Genomic DNA, 16,087 nt, shown 5'->3' with positions numbered 1-16,087 from the left:
GGTGGGTCGGAGCCGCATGGCTCCGGCCCACTGCCGTGTGCGCTCGGGCAGGTGCCATAGCGGTAACCATCGCTATTCGGCGAACCGGTAGCCGATACCCGGTTCGGTGATCAGATGCCGTGGCCGGGCCGGGTCGGCCTCCAGCTTGCGACGCAGCTGACCGAAGTGAAAGCGCAGGTAACCGGACTCGTCGGCGAACGCCGGTCCCCACACCTCGGTCAACAGCTGCCGCTGGGTGACCAGCTGCCCCGGATGGTGCACCAGCCGCTCCAGGAGCTCCCACTCGGTCTTGGTCAGCCGGATCCTTCCGTCCTCGCCGGTGACGGTGTGCGCGGCCAGATCGACCAGGTGGTTGCCGATGCGCACCGAGGCACGGGTCGCCGGAATGTCGGCACCGGCTCGTCGGGTCACCGCTCGAATCCGTGCCATCAGTTCGTCCATGCCGAACGGCTTGGTCACGTAGTCGTCGGCCCCGGCATCCAGGGCATCGACCTTGTCAGCGCCGCCGGCGCGTCCGGACAGCACGATGATCGGGGCGGTGGTCCAGCCGCGCAGGCCCACGATGACGTCCACGCCCTCCATGTCGGGTAGTCCCAGATCCAGCAGGACCAGGTCCGGCGGATTCTTCGCGGCCACGGCCAGCGCGGCCGCGCCCGAGGCCGCGGAGTACAGGTCGTAGCGGCGCGCCCGGAGGTTGATCGTCAGCGCCCGGACGATCTGCGGCTCGTCGTCCACGACCAGCACCCGCATCAGGCCACCTCGCCGGGAATCGACTCGCCGGGAATCGACTCGCCGGGAAGTGACTCGCCGGGAAGTGACTCGTCGGGAACTGAGTACGCGGCCGCGCGCCGAAGCGCGATCACCATGGTGAGCCCGCCACCCGGAGTGTCCTCGGGGGTCAGGGTGCCACCCATCGCCTCGGTCAGGCCGCGCGCCAAGGCCAGTCCGAGGCCGACCCCGGTGGTGTTCGAGGTGTCACCGAGCCGCTGGAACGCCACAAACGCCCGCTGCTTCGCCTCATCCGTCAGGCCGGGGCCGCCGTCGACGATCCGCAGTTCCACCCGCTGATCATGCGCGCTGGCGGTGAGCAGGGGCGCTCGGCTGGGCGGCGACACCCGGAGCGCGTTCTCCAGCAGGTTGCCGATCACCCTTTCCAGCAGGCCGGGGTCCGCAGTCACGGCCGGCAGATCCATCGGCATCGAGACCGACACCCGATCACCGTCCGGTCCGAGCGAATCCAGTGCCCGCGCCACCACGTCCTCGGCCGCGACCGCCTGGCTGTGGACGGCCATCGCTCCCGCCTGCAACCGGCTCATGTCCAGCAGGTTCGCGACGAGCCGGGCGAGCCGGTCCAGCGACTCATCAGCCGTGGCCAGCAGCTCGGCCTTGTCCTGGGCCGAGAACGCCACCGAGCTGTCGCGCAGGCTGCTCACCGCCGCCTTGGCGCCCGCCAGCGGGGTACGCAGATCGTGGCTGACGGCCGCCAGCAGCGCCGTTCGAGTCCGGTCCACCTCGCGCAGCGGCCGGGAGAGCTCGGCCTCGGCCGCCAGCCGCTCGGTGCGTAGCGCGGCCGCGGCCTGGATGGCGACCGCCCGCAGCACCCGCTGGTCGTCCGCCCCGAGCAACCGGCCGCTGAGCAGCAACGTCACCCGGTCATCGGCCGGTGCCACCACGTCGGCCTGGTGCGGAGTGGCCGGCGGCTCGTCCCCGGCGGTGGCGATGACCTGCCAGCGGTCGGCGGCGGGCTCCCACGGCTCGCCGCGCTCGATCACCGCGACCGCGCGCATCGCGAAGATCTCCCGCAGTTGCTCCAGCAGGCTGGTCAAGGCGCCCTCGCCGCGGAGCACGCTGTGGGCCACGGTCGCCAGCGTCTCGGCCTCGGCGGAGGCCCGCGCCGCCTCTCTGCGCCTGCGCTCGGCGCGGTCCAGCAGCACCGAGACGACGACGGCGACCAGCACGAACACCACCAGGGCAAGGGCGTTGTTGCTCTCGCTGATCGTGAATCGGTGCACCGGCGGCGTGAAGAAGTAGTTGAGCAGCAAAGTGGCGGCGATCGCGGTGAGGGTCGCGACCGCCAGGCCGGCCGCCAGGGCGACCAGCACGGTAGCGAGCAGGTACACCAGGACGGCGCTCAGCAGGTTGAGGTGGCCGCCGGCCGCGACCAGCACGACCGTCATCGCGCTGAGCAGCGCGGCGGACAGCGCCGCACCCAGCCAGGCCCTGCGCCGGGACGGCCACAGCACGCTGGCCCGTCTGCGCGGTGCGGCGCCGACAGCGGGACGGGTATGGACAGCGGGACGGGACTGGACATCGGGAGAGGCCGGATGGCCCACGATATGGACGCCGATGTCACCGGATAGCCGCGCCACCCCGGCCGCGAGGCCGAGACCACCTAGCCGGCTGGAGAGCCAGTTCGTACGACGGCCGCCCAGGACCAGCTGGGTGGCGTTCACGCCGTGGGCGAAGTCGACCAGGGCGCCGGCCCGATCAGCGCCCCGCACGACGTGGTAACTGCCGCCCAGGGAGTCGAGCAGCGCACGTTGGGTGGCCAGTTCCGCCGAGTCCGAGCTGTCCCGAGGGGCGGTGGCGACGTGTACGCCGTGTAGTTCGGCGCCCGTGCTACCGGCGAGCCGCGCTGCCCGACGGATCAGGGCAGCGCCGTCGGCTCTGCCGCTGAGCGCCACCGTGACCCGTTCCCGCGTTTCCCAGGTGTCACCGATCGCGTGGTCGGCCCGGTAGCGGTGCAGACCCTCGGCCACTCGGTCGGCGACCCACAGCAACGCCAGCTCGCGCAGCGCGGCAAGGTTGCCCGGCCGGAAATAGGCGGCCAGGGCAGCGTCGATCCGCTCGGGAGGATAGATGTTGCCGTGCGCCATCCGCCGACGCAGCGCCTGCGGTGTCTCGTCGACGAGCTGGATCTCATCGGCCCGGCGTGCCGTGGCGTCCGGCACCGTCTGTTCCGGCCGCACTCCGGTCACCCGCTCGACGATGTCGGTCAGGCTCGCCAGCTCGTCGATGTTGAGGGTCGAGACCACGTCGATGCCGGCGTCCAGCAGGCACTCGATGTCCTCATAGCGCTGCCCGGTGGCAGAGCCGGGAGGGTTGCGGTGGGCGAACTCGTCGACCAGCACCACCGCCGGGCTACGAGCCAGCACGGCGGCCAGGTCGAGCTCGCCGGACCGGGTCGGCACCGCCTCCAGCGCTCGCCGCAGCTCCTCGGTGGAGGCGCGGCCGTGCGTATCGACCACTCCGATCACCACGTCGGTACCCCGGCCGGCGCGGCGGATGCCCTCGGTGAGCATCGCGAAGGTCTTTCCGGTGCCGGGAGCGGCGCCGAGGTAGAGACGCAGGGTGCCGCGGTGCATGACACCAGTGTCGCGCACGATGTCGTGCACCAGCGTCGCCACGGCCGGTCACTCGGCGAGGAGCTCATAGCGCGGGTTGGCCAGCGCCAGGTGGCCCTTGTACTCGCCGATCCGGCCGCTGGCGCGCAGCCGGGCACCGGGCACGATGCCGGCGATCGCCGTCCGGCCGAAGAACAGCAGCCTGATGCCGCCGGTGTCGTCGAAGACCTGCGCTTCCAGTGACTTTCCCGCCACGGTGCCGACCTGCACCACCTTGACCCAGCCCTCGATGGTGACCTGCTGCTTCCACCCCACGGTGTTGATGGCAGCCGTGCCGTCGGGTGCGGTCCGGGTGGGCGCGATCGTGGTTGCGCGTCCCCGCTGTGCGATCCCCGGTGCCGCAGGCGGCAGCTCGCGGGTACCGGACGACGTCCGGTCATCGGTCATCGCCAGCGCCGGCGTGCTCGCGTCCGCGGCCTGCCGGCGCTCCAGCCGTTCCTCGACGTCCGGGGCGAGTGTGGTGTCGAAGGGCACGATGGTCGCCGACACGTGCGGGAGCCGGCCGACCGCGGCCGCGATCCGGTCGGCGGTCCGGTCGTGCAGGATGCGCTGGGAGAAGCTGCGGAAAGTTCGCCGGGGCAACAACACGGTGACCTCGGCTCGCTCGGACAGCACGGCCCGCAACGCCACCTGGCTCACTCCGCGCGCCAACCTACGATCCGGGCAGTCCACGAGTTCGAGCGGCACCCGGTCACCGAGCCCGCGGGCGATCCAGTCGCGCTGCAGCGCCGCGGCGGCCTGCGGGTCCAGAACCAGGTGCACGGCGCGCAGTTCGGTGGGATGCAGGCTGCCCGCGTACCGCAGCGCCCGGATCACGGCGATGTCCAGGCGGTCGACCAGCACCAGGATGGCGTGCCGCGGATAGTGCTGCGTCTTCGTGACGGCGTCCGGGCCGCCGGCAGTGACGAGATCGAGCGCGCGGGCCTCCGACCGGTACTGGGTGTTCAGCCGTACCAGGCCGAACCACATCACCGGGAACAGCACCACGATCAACCACGCGCCCGCGGTGAACTTCACCACCGCGAAGATGACCACCACCAGCGCTGCCACGAACCCGCACGCCATGCTGACGACGAAGTTGCGGCGCCAGCCGGGCTCCGGGTGCCTCTGGTAGTAACGGGCCATGCCGAAGCCCGCCATGGTGAAGCCGGTGAACACCCCGATGGCATAGAAGGGAACCAACTTGTCGACATGGGCTCCGACGCCCAGCAGCAGGGTCAGCGCCGCGCCGGTGAGCACCAGGATGCCGTTGCTGTGGGCGAGCCGGTGCCCGCGCCGGGTCATCTGACGCGGTAGAAAGGAATCCTCGGCGATGAAGCTCGCCAGGAACGGAAAGCCGGTGAACGGGGTGTTGGCCCCGGTGTAGAGGATCAGGGCGGTAGCCACCTGCACCAGCACGAAACCGAGATGGCCGATCGCCCCGCCGCCGAACGCCGCCCTGGCCACCTGGCTGATCACCGTGGGGCTGCCGCTGCCGTACGGCGTCGCGTGGGTTTGCCAGGCGAGGTAGGAGATTCCGAGCACCAGCGAACCGAGCAGAACGCTGAGGATCGAGAGGTTGGAACGGGCATTACGGCCCTCCGGAGGCCGGAATGCGCTGACGCTGTTGGAGATGGCTTCCAGGCCGGTCAGCGACGAACCGCCGTTGGCGAAGGCCTTCAGCAGCACGAAGACCGCCAGGCCGGAGAAGATGGCGTGGTGCTTGTCGGTGACGTCGATCATTCCGGCTACGTGCTGGTAGCGCGGCAGGTCCCCGAACAGCTCGCGCAGCAGGCCGACGGCGACCACCAGGCCGGCCATGCCGACGAAGAAGTAGGTCGGGAAGGCGAAGGCCTTGGCGGCTTCGCGCACCCCGCGCAGGTTGCCGTAGGCGAGCAGCAGCACCACGCCGACGGTGATTTCCGTGGTGTAGCCGCTGAGGGCGGGTACCAGTGAGGTGATCGCTGCCGTACCCGCCGCGGTCTGCACGGCGACGGTCACGATGTAGTCGATGAGCAGCGCCACCGACGCCACCTGGGCCACCTTGGGCCCGAAGTTCTCCCTTGCCACCACGTACGAGCCACCCGCCTTGGTGTAGACCATGACAACCTCGCGGTAGAGCAGCGTCATCAGCGCCAGGACGACCAGCACCACGGCGGTGAGCGGCATCAGGATGCGGAATCCGGCCAGGCCGAAGACCCCGAGCAGGACGATGAGCATCTCTTCGCTGCCGTAGGCCGAGGACGAGATGCAGTCACTGGACAGCACGCCCAGGGCGGCCTTGCGGGACAGCTTCTCTTCGCGCAGTTGAGCGGTCCCCAACGACGGGCCGAGCAGCAGCCGCTTCATCCGGTAGCCGGGTCGTTCCGGCAGGTCGATCACGTCACTCGGTTTGCGCAGGGTCTCCGTCACCGCTTCAGTACAGGCTCCCCGGCACTCTGGTTTCCCTGATCCTCACGGTTCGCTCATGCCGGCCGCCGTAAAGCATTCGCCGCTCACGCGGGGTATGCGCTGAGCTAACCGAGCGGCGGCAGGGTCTGGTGCGCGTCGAGCAGCGGACGGAACAGGTCGCCCTTCTCGGCCAGTCGCCGGGGCACCGTCCGCAGCGCGAACCCGTCCGGGCGCAGCGACGGGTCGTCCAGCTCCTCCCAGCCGATCGGCATCGACACCGGAGCACCGGGCCGGGGCCGGGCGCTGTACGGGGCGACGAGCGTCTTGTTGATCGCGTTCTGGGTGTAGTCCAGCCGGGCCTTGCCGCCGCGGGCGCGCACCTCCCACTTCCAGCTGAGCAGTTCGGGTACCACCGCGCCGACGGTTCTGGACAGCTGCTCCACCCACTGCCTGGTCTCGTCAAAGCTCGGTCCGCGCTCGATCGGCACCCAGACCTGGATGCCGCGCTGCCCGGTCACCTTGGGCAGCGCCAGGACCCGCAGGTGCTCGAAGGCAGTGCGGTGCAGCCGGGCCAGCACCAGGATGTCCTCCCAGGACGTCGAGTCGCCCGGGTCGATGTCGATCAGCGCGTACGTCGGCTGCCGTGGCTGGTCGGTCCGCGACGTCCAGGCGTGCCACTCCAGCGCCCCGAAGTTGGCCGCCCACACCAGCGCGGCCGGCTCGTTGACGACCAGGTAGGTGAGGCTCTCGCCCGGGTCCGCGTCCGGGTTCTCCCACTGCGGCAGCCAGTTCGGCGCGTGGGTCGGCAGCTCCTTGTGCCAGAACCCCTTGGTGCCGGCGCCATTCGGGTAGCGGTTCATGTTCAGCGGCCGGTCCGCCAGATAGGGCAGCGCGACCGGCGCGATCTGCGCGGTGTAGCGAAGGAAGTCGCGTTTCGTCACCGGCGCCTCGTCCTCGCGCCCGGGGAACAGCACCTTGTCGAGGTTGGTGACCTTCAGCTCCCGGCCGAAAATGTGCCAGACGCCGGACGCCGGCAGAGCATCTAATCCCGCCAGCTCGTCCTCGGAAGGGCCGCCGCCCGGCTGGGTAACGTCGGAAGGCTGTGCTCGGTCCGAGAGCTGTGCCCCGTCGGCGGGCTGGGTGGCCTCAGCCGGCTCCGCTCGCAGCGCGATGGACGCCTGTGCCGCGGGCAGATCCGAGCGCCACAACCGGTCCGGGGCCGCCTTCACCTCGTCGTTGGTGCGGCCACTGAGCACCGACCGCGGATGGTCCTCGGGATCCCAGCCGCCCACGGCGAAGTCGTCGTGCTTGTGCAGCAGCAGCCAGGTCTCCTTGCCGGCGGCGTCCTGGCCGGTGCGGACGAGCACGAACCGGCCGCGCAGCTTCTCGCCGTGCAGCTCGGCGTGCAGCTCGCCCTCGGCCACCGCGGCGGCGACGTCCGGACCGGCATTGTGCGGTTCCCAGGTGCCGGCGTCCCACACGATCACGTCGCCACCGCCGTACTCGCCGGCGGGGATCACCCCTTCGAAGTCGATGTATTCGATCGGGTGGTCCTCGACGTGAAAGGCCGCGTGCCGGACGTCGGGGTTCAGTGTCGGCCCCTTGGGCACCGCCCAGCTGACCAGCACGCCGCCGATCTCGAACCGCAGGTCGTAGTGCAGCCGGGTGGCACGGTGACGCTGCACCACGAACCGCCGGGGACCATCCCCGGCTACGGCGTGCTCATCCGGTTCTGCCGACGCTGCCTCGCCGGACGCTGAGCCTGCCGGCTCGTCCGACCCTGAGCCTGCCGGCTCGGCTGTACGGGTGAAGTTCCGCTTGCGGCGGTAGGTCGTCAGCTTCTCGGTGGGCGATGCGGCCGCGGCTGTGGCATCAGTGGCTCGGCGGTGCGGCGTCGGCGGCATGGTGCCAAGTCAAGTACGCCGACGGCTCGACGGCAAACCCGTCAGCCGGACCGGCTCGTCGATGCCGACGAGCTCATCGAATCCGCCAGCCCCAGTTCGTCGTTCTGACGCACCGCGAAGTGCCGGTCGACAACGGCAGGATCGACGCCGGCCAGGGTGGCCGGGTTCCAGCGGGGCCGGCGGTCCTTGTCGATGACCTGGGCCCGGATACCCTCCGCGAAATCCGGATCGGCCAGTCGCTGGCAGACGATCCGGTACTCCTGATCGAGCGCGTGCCGCAGTGACGGCAGTTCCGCGGCGCTGCGTAGCGCCCGTAGCGTCACCACCAGCGCGGTCGGACTCCTGGTGGCGATCACCGCCGCGGCCGCGGCAGCCTGCGGAGCGCCGCAGGCGGTGAGCCGGTCCATGATCCCGGGCATCGTGTCGGCCGAGTAGCAGGACCGCACCCACGACCAGTCACTGACCGGCCCCGAGCGGTCCTGCTGCCGGGCGTGGTCGAGAAGAGCGAGAGCCGACGCGGAATCCGGTGCCTGCCGCAGAGCGGCCAGCTGGTCGCTGTGGACGTAGACGTCGGCCAGCCCGCAGTAGATGGCGTCCGCAGGGCCGAGCATGGCGCCGGTCAGCGCCAGATGGGTGCCGAGCTCGGCCGGGGCGTGTCCGAGCAGCCAGGTGCCGCCGATATCCGGAACCATGCCGATTCCGGTTTCCGGCATGCCGATCCGGGAGTTGCCGGTGACCACCCGCAGCGACGCATGCGCGCTGATCCCGACGCCGCCGCCGAGCACCAGGCCGTGCATCAGCGCGAGCACCGGCTTGGGATAGCCGTCGATGCGGGCGTTCATCCGGTACTCGGTTTGCCACAGCGACCGGGCCAGGGTCCCGTCGCCACGCGCGGAGTCGTACATCGCCTTGATGTCACCGCCGGCACACAGGCCCCGCTCGCCCTCGCCGTCGATGACCACCAGGGCTATCCCCGGATCAACCGACCACTCGGCAAGCGCCGTGTCGATGGCTGCGATCATGCCCGCGCTGAGGGCGTTGATGGCGGCCGGCCGGGTCAGCGTGATGCGCCCGAGATCGGCGTGCCGCTCGACCCTGACCCAGTGCTCGGCAGTATCCGGATTCACCTGGTGTACTCGTAGAAACCGCGACCGCTCTTGCGTCCGAGCAGGCCGGCCTCCACCATCCGCAGCAGGAAGGGGGGAGCGGAGTACAGCGGCTCCTTGAACTCCTCGTACATCGCCTCGGCGATCGCCTTGATGGTGTCCAGGCCGATCAGGTCGGCGAGCTGCAGCGGGCCCAGCGGGTGCGCGCAGCCCAGCATCATGCCGTTGTCGATGTCCTCGGCGGAGGCGAACCCCGAGTCCAGCATCCGTACGGCCGCCAGGATGTAGGGAATCAGCAGCGAGTTGACGATAAAACCGGCCTTGTCCTTCGACCGGACAACCGTCTTGCCGAGCTGGTCGACGGCGAAGGACCGCGCCCGGTCCTCGGTCTCGGCCGCCGTCATCAGCGACGGAACCAGTTCCACGAGCTTGAGGACCGGCACCGGGTTGAAGAAGTGGATGCCGAGCACGTACTCCGGCCGGGCGGTCGCCATCGCGATCTTCATGATCGGGATGGAGGAGGTGTTGCTGGCCAGCACGGCGTCGGGCGAGGTCACGATCTTGTCCAGCCGTCCGAACACCTCGATCTTGGCAGCCTCCTGCTCGACGATGGCCTCGACGGTCAGTTCGCGGTCGGCGAAGGAGTCCAGGTCGGTCGTGAACAGCACCCGGCCGAGCGCCGCATCGGCCTCGGCCCGGGTGAGCTTCTCGCTCTTGACGGCCCGGTCGAGCGAGCGTTGCACCCGCCCACGGCCGGTGTCCGACGCGGACTGGGTGGGTTCGAAGCTGATCACGTCCAGGCCGCGGCGTGCACACAGCTCCACGATCCCGGAGCCCATCAGGCCGCACCCGATGACGCCGACCTTGCCGATGGTGCGCGTTGCCATGCTGCTCACAACTCTCCTTTGTATGTGGTGGTCCGCCGCGGCGCTCCGAATGAAATAGTGCGGGTTAGACGTTGCGACGGTACTGGCCGCCGACCTCGAAGAACGCCTCGGTCACCTGCTCCAGCGAGCACACCCGGGCGGCGTCCATCAGCACCTCGAAGACGTTCTGGTCCGGGGTCGCCGCGACCTCCCGCAACCGGGCCAGCGCTTGGGCGGATTCGTTGCGGTGCTGGGAGTGAAACTCCTCCAGCCGGCGAAGCTGCGAGCGCTTCTCCTCCTCCGTGCCGCGGGCCAGTTCCAGCTCCGGCGGTGCGCTGTCGGACTCCGGCGCGCGGAAGGTGTTGACGCCGACGATCGGCAGGCTGCCGTCATGCTTGCGGTGCTCGTACAGCATCGACTCGTCCTGGATGCGGCCGCGCTGGTAACCGGTTTCCATCGCGCCCAGCACGCCACCGCGCTCGGTGATCCGATCAAATTCGAGCAGCACAGCCGCCTCGACCAGGTCGGTGAGCTCCTCGACGATGTAGGAGCCCTGCAGGGGGTTCTCGTTCGCCGACAGGCCCCATTCCTTGTTGATGACGAGCTGGATGGCCAGCGCCCGCCGGACCGACTCCGCCGACGGGGTGGTGACCGCCTCGTCGTAGGCATTGGTGTGCAGGCTGTTGGCGTTGTCGTACAGGGCATTGAGCGCCTGCAGCGTCGTCCGGATGTCGTTGAACGCCATCTCTTGCGCGTGCAGCGAGCGTCCGGACGTCTGGACGTGGTACTTCAGCTTCTGCGAGCGCTCATTGGCACCGTAGCGCTCGCGCATTGCGATCGCCCAGATCCGCCGAGCAACCCGGCCCAGGACGGTGTACTCGGCGTCCATGCCGTTGGAGAAGAAGAACGACAGGTTCGGCGCGAAGTCGTCGATGTCCATGCCCCGCGCGAGGTAGGACTCGACGTAGGTGAAGCCGTTGGACAGCGTGAACGCCAGCTGGCTGATCGGGTTCGCCCCGGCCTCGGCGATGTGATAGCCCGAGATGGACACCGAATAGAAGTTGCGGACCTGGTTGGTGATGAACCATTCCTGGATATCGGCCATCATCCGCAGCGAGAAGTCGGTCGAGAAGATGCAGGTGTTCTGCCCCTGGTCCTCTTTCAGGATGTCGGCCTGGACGGTGCCTCGCACGCTGGCCAGCGCCTGCGCCCGGATGCCGGCGGCTTCCTCCGGCGACGGCGGCCGGCCCTGGGTTTCGGTGAACTTCCGCACCTGCTGATCGATGGCGGTGTTGAGGAAGAACGCCAGGATGGTCGGGGCCGGGCCGTTGATGGTCATCGACACCGAGGTGCTCGGCGAGCACAGGTCGAATCCCGAGTACAGCACCTTCATGTCCTCGACGGTGGCGATCGACACCCCGGAGGTTCCGACCTTGCCGTAGATGTCGGGGCGTTCGCCGGGATCGCGGCCGTACAAGGTGACCGAGTCGAAGGCGGTCGAGAGCCGGGTCGCCGGTTGCCCCTCGGACACCAGGTGAAAGCGCCGGTTCGTGCGGAAGGCGTCGCCCTCGCCGGCGAACATCCGGGCCGGGTCCTCACCGTCCCGCTTGAACGGGAACACCCCGGCCGTATAAGGAAAGTGGCCCGGCAGGTTCTCGGTGCGCAGGAACTTCAGCAGCTCACCGTGGTCGTCGTACTTGGGCAGCGCGACCCGGCGGACCTCGTTGCCCGACAGGGTGGTCCGGGTGAGTGCGGTGTGCAGTTCCTTGCCCCGGACCGTGACGACGAGCTCGTCGCCGGAGTACTCCTGCTGGGTCCGCGGCCACTCGCGCAGCGCCTGAACGGTCTCGGGTGTAAGCGCCTTGTCGATCCGCTCCGCGGCCGGCTCCAGGCCGGTGACGCCGTCGGCGATCTCGCGGACGGTATCGATGGCCTGGCGCTGGCGCACCAGCCGGACCTGCTCGGCGGTGCCCTGGTGGTAGCGGCGGATGGTGTCGGCGATCTCGGCGAGGTAGCGAACGCGATGCGAGGGGACGGGGCTGGACAGGCCCGTCGAGGCCTTCACCGCGACCGGCGGCAGGGTCGTGTCGGTCACCGGGAGGCCATGGGTGATCAGCAGGTCGCGCAGGTGCTGATAGAGCGCGGTGACGCCGTCGTCGTTGAAGCTGGCGGCGCTGGTGCCGAAGACCGGCATGTCCTCCCAGCTCTTGCCGAAGGCCTCACGGTTGCGCACGAGCTGGCGGGCGACATCGCGACGGGCGTCCTCGGAACCGCGGCGCTCGTACTTGTTGATCGCCACCACGTCGGCGAAGTCCAGCATGTCGATCTTCTCGAGCTGCGAGGCGGCGCCGAACTCGGCGGTCATGACGTACAGCGACGCATCGACCAGGTTGACGATCGCCGAGTCGCCCTGGCCGATGCCCGGTGTCTCCACGATCACGAGGTCATATCCGGCGGCCTTGCACGCGGCGATGGCGTCGGGCAGGGCCGGTGGCACCTCTGAGCCGCTGCCCCTGGTGGCCAGTGACCGGAAGTACACCTGGTCCTCGCCGAGGCTGTTCATCCGGATCCGGTCACCGAGCAGCGCCCCACCGCCCTTGCGCCGGGTGGGGTCGACCGCGAGTACTGCGACCCGGAGCTTGTCCTGCAGATCGAGCCTGAACCGGCGGACCAGCTCGTCGGTGAGCGAGGACTTGCCCGAGCCACCGGTGCCGGTGATGCCGAGCACCACCGCGGAGCGGCCGTTCGTACGCAGCTGCTCGACCGAATCCGCGGGCAGCTGCCCCTGCTCCAACAGCGAGATGGTGCGGGCCAGCGCCGCCGACTCGCCGGCTCGCAGCCGGTCGAACAGGTCATCCTGAGCAGCCGCGAGCGGGCGGTCGCTCTGCTCGATGATGGTGTTGACCATCCTGGCCAGGCCGAGCCGCTGGCCGTCCTCGGGTGAGAACAGCCGCGCCACGCCGACCGAGTGCAGGTACTCGATCTCAGCCGGCACGATGGTGCCACCACCCCCGCCGAAGACCTTGACGTCCGGGGCGCCCCCCTCGGCCAGCAGCTGCACCAGGTATTCGAAGAACTCGACGTGACCGCCCTGGTAGGAGCTGATCGCGACGGCCTGGACGTCCTCCTGGATGGCGGCCGTGACGATCTCGGTGACCGAGCGGTTGTGCCCGAGGTGGATCACCTCGGCGCCCTGGGACTGCAGGATGCGGCGCATGATGTTGACCGCCGCGTCGTGGCCGTCGAACAGTGCCGCCGCGGTCAGTACCCGGACGGGGTGCTGCGGGACGTGGATGTCGTCGCTCACGAGAAACTCCTGCACTGTGCTCGCTGCCACCCCGCTCACAGTGCGGGTCAGAGTGACCAGCACGCGGGTACTAGGACGTCCTAGTAAAGCACTTACTCGGACGTCCTAGCGAACTCGGGCGAGCCAGCCGAGCAGTTCGGCCCGGGCAGCCACCAGCGAGGGGCCGTACCACGTCAGGTCGCGGCCCCGGACCAGCACCGTCGAGATACCGTCGAAGGCCTCGGGCCCGTCGTCGGCGGTGAAGACGTAAGGCTCGTCGGGAAGAATCACCAGGTCCGGCGCGGTAGCCAGAATGTCGGTGACCTCGACGTGCGGATACCGGTCGAGACTGCCTTCCGAGCCGCTGGTTGGGATACCGCCGAACACGTTGTCGTAGCCGAGTCGGTCGAGCAGGTCGGCGGTGAACGTGCCCGGTCCGACCACCATCCACGGATCCCGCCAGATCGGTATCACCGCACGCCGCCGCGGTCCGGTCGCGGGCTCTGCCCAGACGGCCTCGGCCGCATCGAGCCAGGCTGGTCGCGGCGTGCCCAGCGCGACGGTGAACAGCCGGTCCAGGGAGGTGAAGGCCTGGTCGAGGGTCTCGATTCTGGTGACCCACACCGCGATTCCGGCGGCCCGCAACCGCCGTACGTCCAGCTCGCGGTTCTCCTCCTGGTTGCACACCACCAGGTCCGGCGCGAGGGCCTCGATGGCGCGCAGGTCCGGGTTCTTGGTGCCACGCACCCGGGTCACCCGCAGTCCCGCGGGATGTAAGCACCAGTCCGTCGCTCCGACCAGCAGTTGCGGTGCCGAGACCGCGATGGCCTCCGTCAGTGAGGGGACGAGGGACACCACCCGGCGCGGCGGTGCCGCCGGGGAGTACCCGAAGCCGAGGTCATCAACCAGCGCAGGCGTCGGCGGTGCGGCATCGGCAGGGGACGGCATGTCGAAAACCTAGCCCACCCGGGCCACGCGGCTAAGCTTCGGCTCCTGCTCGAGGAAGGGACGAACCGTGGCCGAGCTGTACCCGCTCGTGCAACCGTATGACTCCGGCATGCTCGACGTCGGCGACCAGAACCTGGTGTATTGGGAAGCCTCGGGCAACCCGGACGGCAAGCCCGTGGTGATGCTGCACGGCGGCCCGGGGCAGGGCTGCTCGCCGAACATGCGCCGGGGCTTCGATCCTGAGCGCTACCGGGCCATCCTGTTCGACCAGCGCGGCTGTGGCCGCAGCACCCCGCATGCCAGCGATCCTGCGGCGGACATGAGTGTCAACACCGCACCCGGATCAGGCTGTTCGCGAGCAGGCCGCGCGCGACTGGTGTACCTGGGAGGACGCCCGCTGGACACGGCGTGGGAGCTGGCGCGCGGCTGGCCGGGCGGAGCTGGTGGCCCTCGCCGACTCCGGGCACCTGGGCAGCCTGTCCCGCCGGGAGGCCCAGCTCGCAGCCTTGATCGATTCGCAGGCGGCTGACGCACCACGTTGAACTGGGCGCTGGCTACTCGTCGCCGGTCCAGCAGCCGAGCACGTCGGAGGCGATCTGGTTGGACAGGTCCGTTCGCTTCTGGTCCTCGGGACCGAAGACGGCGGGCAGTCGGGTGGTATCGACCTTGAGTGTCATGTTGTCCTTGACGACAACCGCGATCCCGGTCGTAGTGCGGTAGGCGCCCTCACCCAGGCCGACCAGGGATTCGGTGGGGCCGAGCGTGGACCGCAGGCTGGTGAAGTACGCCTTCGCCGCGGCACTGGTCTTGGACTGCTTCACCGAAAGAACCATCGGCCCCATCGGCAGCGCATAGGTACAGGTGTAGAGCTGGTTGGCCCAGGTCGTGGTGGTGGCCGGCTTCTTCGTCAGCTTGAGCACCTGGACGACCTTGCCCATGATGTCCTCGCCACACACCATCTTGGCGGTCGCGGTGGGAACTGCCGCTGCGGCCATCGTCTGTCCCGCCGGCATCGGCTGTCCCGCTGACATCGAGCTGGCGGCGGTCGAACCCGCTCTAGCGGCACTGTCGGCACTCTTGGAGGCGCTGGAACAGCCCACCAGCAGCAGCGGTACGGCGAGCAGGCTCAGCCGCCGGGTCGAGAAGGTCATGGTCAATGCTCCGATCGGGTTCGCGGCGGTCGGCTGCGAAGGTGGCTCAGGCGGTGTGCGCTCAGGCTGGGTGGCTGGCGGCGAGTGTGGCGTAGGCGACGATGTTGCTGAGGTAGTTGTGGGAGCTGAAGTCGAATTTGCCGCCGCAGGTGATCAGCCGCAGTTCGGCCTTGTCGGTGTTGCCGTAGACCTCGAGCGTCGGGAACTGGTTCTTCGGGTAGGACACCACGCGGTCGATGCGGAACACCGCCACAGTGGAATCAGCCCGGGTCACCGAGACCGTGTCGCCCTGACGGAGCGCTCCGAGCTTGAAGAAGATACCGGGGCCGTACTCCTTGGAGTCGACGTGGCCCAGCAGTACCGACGGCCCGAGCTGGCCCGGGGTGGGGGAGTAGCGGTACCAGCCGGCGCGGGAGTCCTTGCTCAACGGCGGTACTTGCACGGTGCGGTCGGGATTCAGGCCCAGTTGCAAGAGATCCGAACTCACGCCGATGGCGGGAATGTCGACCCGGGTCGGCTGCGACTTGGAAAGGATCGGGCCGGTGGGTCGGACCGGCTTCGGCTTGGCTGTCCCCGCGGCTGCCGAACCGGTGCTGGCGCGACCAGTGGTGAGCGGACCGGACGGTGCGGCGGGCGCGGTGGTGTGGGCGATGCCGGCGGAGGCGGGGGGTTGCGGGGCGTGCTGCTGCGCACCGGCGGCGCGGACCAGCACGATCGTGCCGACGAGCACGAGCAGCACGGCCAACGCGACGAGCGGAATGCGCATGCGGCGGCCGTGCTGCTCGGTGGTGCTCATGGAAACTTCTTTCTGCTGTCCCGGCCTGAGCTGATGACACAGCTCAGGCCGGGAAAACCAGCTGATCAGCTGGGGTTGGTGGGGTGTTGTGTTGGTCAGGTGTTGGTGGTGCGGCGGCGGTAGCTGAAGGCTCCGGCGAGTGCGCCGGCGGTGATGAGGCTGGCGCCGGTGCCGATCAGGGTCTGGTCCTGTAGGCCGGTGGTGGCGCCGCCGCCGGTGGAGGCCGCGCCGCCGGGCATGGCCGACATCTGGGAGG

General features: G+C 69.5%; 10 protein-coding genes and 1 pseudogene. 1 reads left to right on the top strand and 10 read right to left on the bottom strand.

What is annotated here, in order from left to right; all coding sequences use genetic code 11:
• Nucleotides 1-72: 72 nt before the first annotated feature.
• From RM423_RS04175 to RM423_RS04140, 8 genes are all read right to left on the bottom strand, one after another.
• Complete coding sequence (locus RM423_RS04175; protein ID WP_396327595.1) at nt 73-753, bottom strand: response regulator; 681 nt, start codon at nt 751-753, stop codon at nt 73-75.
• Nucleotides 750-3,365, bottom strand: a complete 2,616-nt coding sequence (locus tag RM423_RS04170; protein WP_396327594.1) for a DUF4118 domain-containing protein — start codon at nt 3,363-3,365, stop codon at nt 750-752. Before RM423_RS04170 ends, RM423_RS04175 begins: the two co-directional genes overlap by 4 nt.
• Nucleotides 3,366-3,413: 48 nt before the next feature.
• Entirely contained in the window at nt 3,414-5,795 is a 2,382-nt protein-coding gene (locus tag RM423_RS04165) for an amino acid permease (protein WP_311421739.1), read from the bottom strand.
• 104 nt (nt 5,796-5,899) lie between these two features.
• The gene (gene ligD, locus RM423_RS04160) at nt 5,900-7,678 is read right to left on the bottom strand and encodes a non-homologous end-joining DNA ligase LigD (RefSeq protein ID WP_311421738.1); all 1,779 of its coding nucleotides are present in this window, start codon (nt 7,676-7,678) and stop codon (nt 5,900-5,902) included.
• Nucleotides 7,679-7,719: 41 nt separating this feature from the next.
• Nucleotides 7,720-8,805 carry an enoyl-CoA hydratase/isomerase family protein gene (locus RM423_RS04155; RefSeq protein ID WP_311421737.1) on the bottom strand — a complete coding sequence of 362 codons (1,086 nt, stop codon included), beginning with the start codon at nt 8,803-8,805 and terminating at the stop codon, nt 7,720-7,722.
• Complete coding sequence (locus tag RM423_RS04150; RefSeq protein ID WP_311421736.1) at nt 8,802-9,671, bottom strand: 3-hydroxybutyryl-CoA dehydrogenase; 870 nt, start codon at nt 9,669-9,671, stop codon at nt 8,802-8,804. Before RM423_RS04150 ends, RM423_RS04155 begins: the two co-directional genes overlap by 4 nt.
• A 64-nt stretch (nt 9,672-9,735) precedes the next feature.
• A complete protein-coding gene (gene icmF / locus RM423_RS04145) occupies nt 9,736-12,957 on the bottom strand; it encodes a fused isobutyryl-CoA mutase/GTPase IcmF (RefSeq protein ID WP_311421735.1) in 3,222 nt (1,073 codons plus the stop codon).
• Nucleotides 12,958-13,062: 105 nt separating this feature from the next.
• Complete coding sequence (locus tag RM423_RS04140; RefSeq protein ID WP_311421734.1) at nt 13,063-13,884, bottom strand: helical backbone metal receptor; 822 nt, start codon at nt 13,882-13,884, stop codon at nt 13,063-13,065.
• 109 nt (nt 13,885-13,993) lie between these two features.
• On the opposite strand from RM423_RS04140, the pseudogene RM423_RS25400 reads away from it, so the two are divergent.
• Nucleotides 13,994-14,218: pseudogene (locus RM423_RS25400) on the top strand (alpha/beta fold hydrolase); the annotation flags it as partial.
• A gap of 220 nt (nt 14,219-14,438) precedes the next feature.
• On the opposite strand, the gene RM423_RS04130 reads toward RM423_RS25400, so the two are convergent.
• A complete protein-coding gene (locus tag RM423_RS04130) occupies nt 14,439-15,035 on the bottom strand; it encodes a hypothetical protein (RefSeq protein WP_311421732.1) in 597 nt (198 codons plus the stop codon).
• A gap of 61 nt (nt 15,036-15,096) precedes the next feature.
• Nucleotides 15,097-15,831, bottom strand: a complete 735-nt coding sequence (locus RM423_RS04125; protein WP_311421731.1) for a class F sortase — start codon at nt 15,829-15,831, stop codon at nt 15,097-15,099.
• Between the last annotated feature and the right edge of the window lie 256 nt (nt 15,832-16,087).

Origin of the sequence: Jatrophihabitans lederbergiae, assembly GCF_031845305.1 — a bacterium.
GTDB lineage: Bacteria > Actinomycetota > Actinomycetes > Mycobacteriales > Jatrophihabitantaceae > Jatrophihabitans_A > Jatrophihabitans_A lederbergiae.
The sequence above is the reverse complement of the archived record's forward strand: the minus strand, read 5'-3'. Positions and strand labels throughout refer to the sequence as shown.

Coding starts and splice junctions, on each gene's coding strand:
- RM423_RS04170 (WP_396327594.1), bottom strand. CDS start 3,365: ATGCACCGCGGCACCCTGCGTCTCTACCTCGGCGCCGCTCCCGGCACC.
- ligD (WP_311421738.1), bottom strand. CDS start 7,678: ATGCCGCCGACGCCGCACCGCCGAGCCACTGATGCCACAGCCGCGGCC.
- RM423_RS04150 (WP_311421736.1), bottom strand. CDS start 9,671: ATGGCAACGCGCACCATCGGCAAGGTCGGCGTCATCGGGTGCGGCCTG.
- RM423_RS04140 (WP_311421734.1), bottom strand. CDS start 13,884: ATGCCGTCCCCTGCCGATGCCGCACCGCCGACGCCTGCGCTGGTTGAT.
- RM423_RS04130 (WP_311421732.1), bottom strand. CDS start 15,035: ATGACCTTCTCGACCCGGCGGCTGAGCCTGCTCGCCGTACCGCTGCTG.
- RM423_RS04125 (WP_311421731.1), bottom strand. CDS start 15,831: ATGAGCACCACCGAGCAGCACGGCCGCCGCATGCGCATTCCGCTCGTC.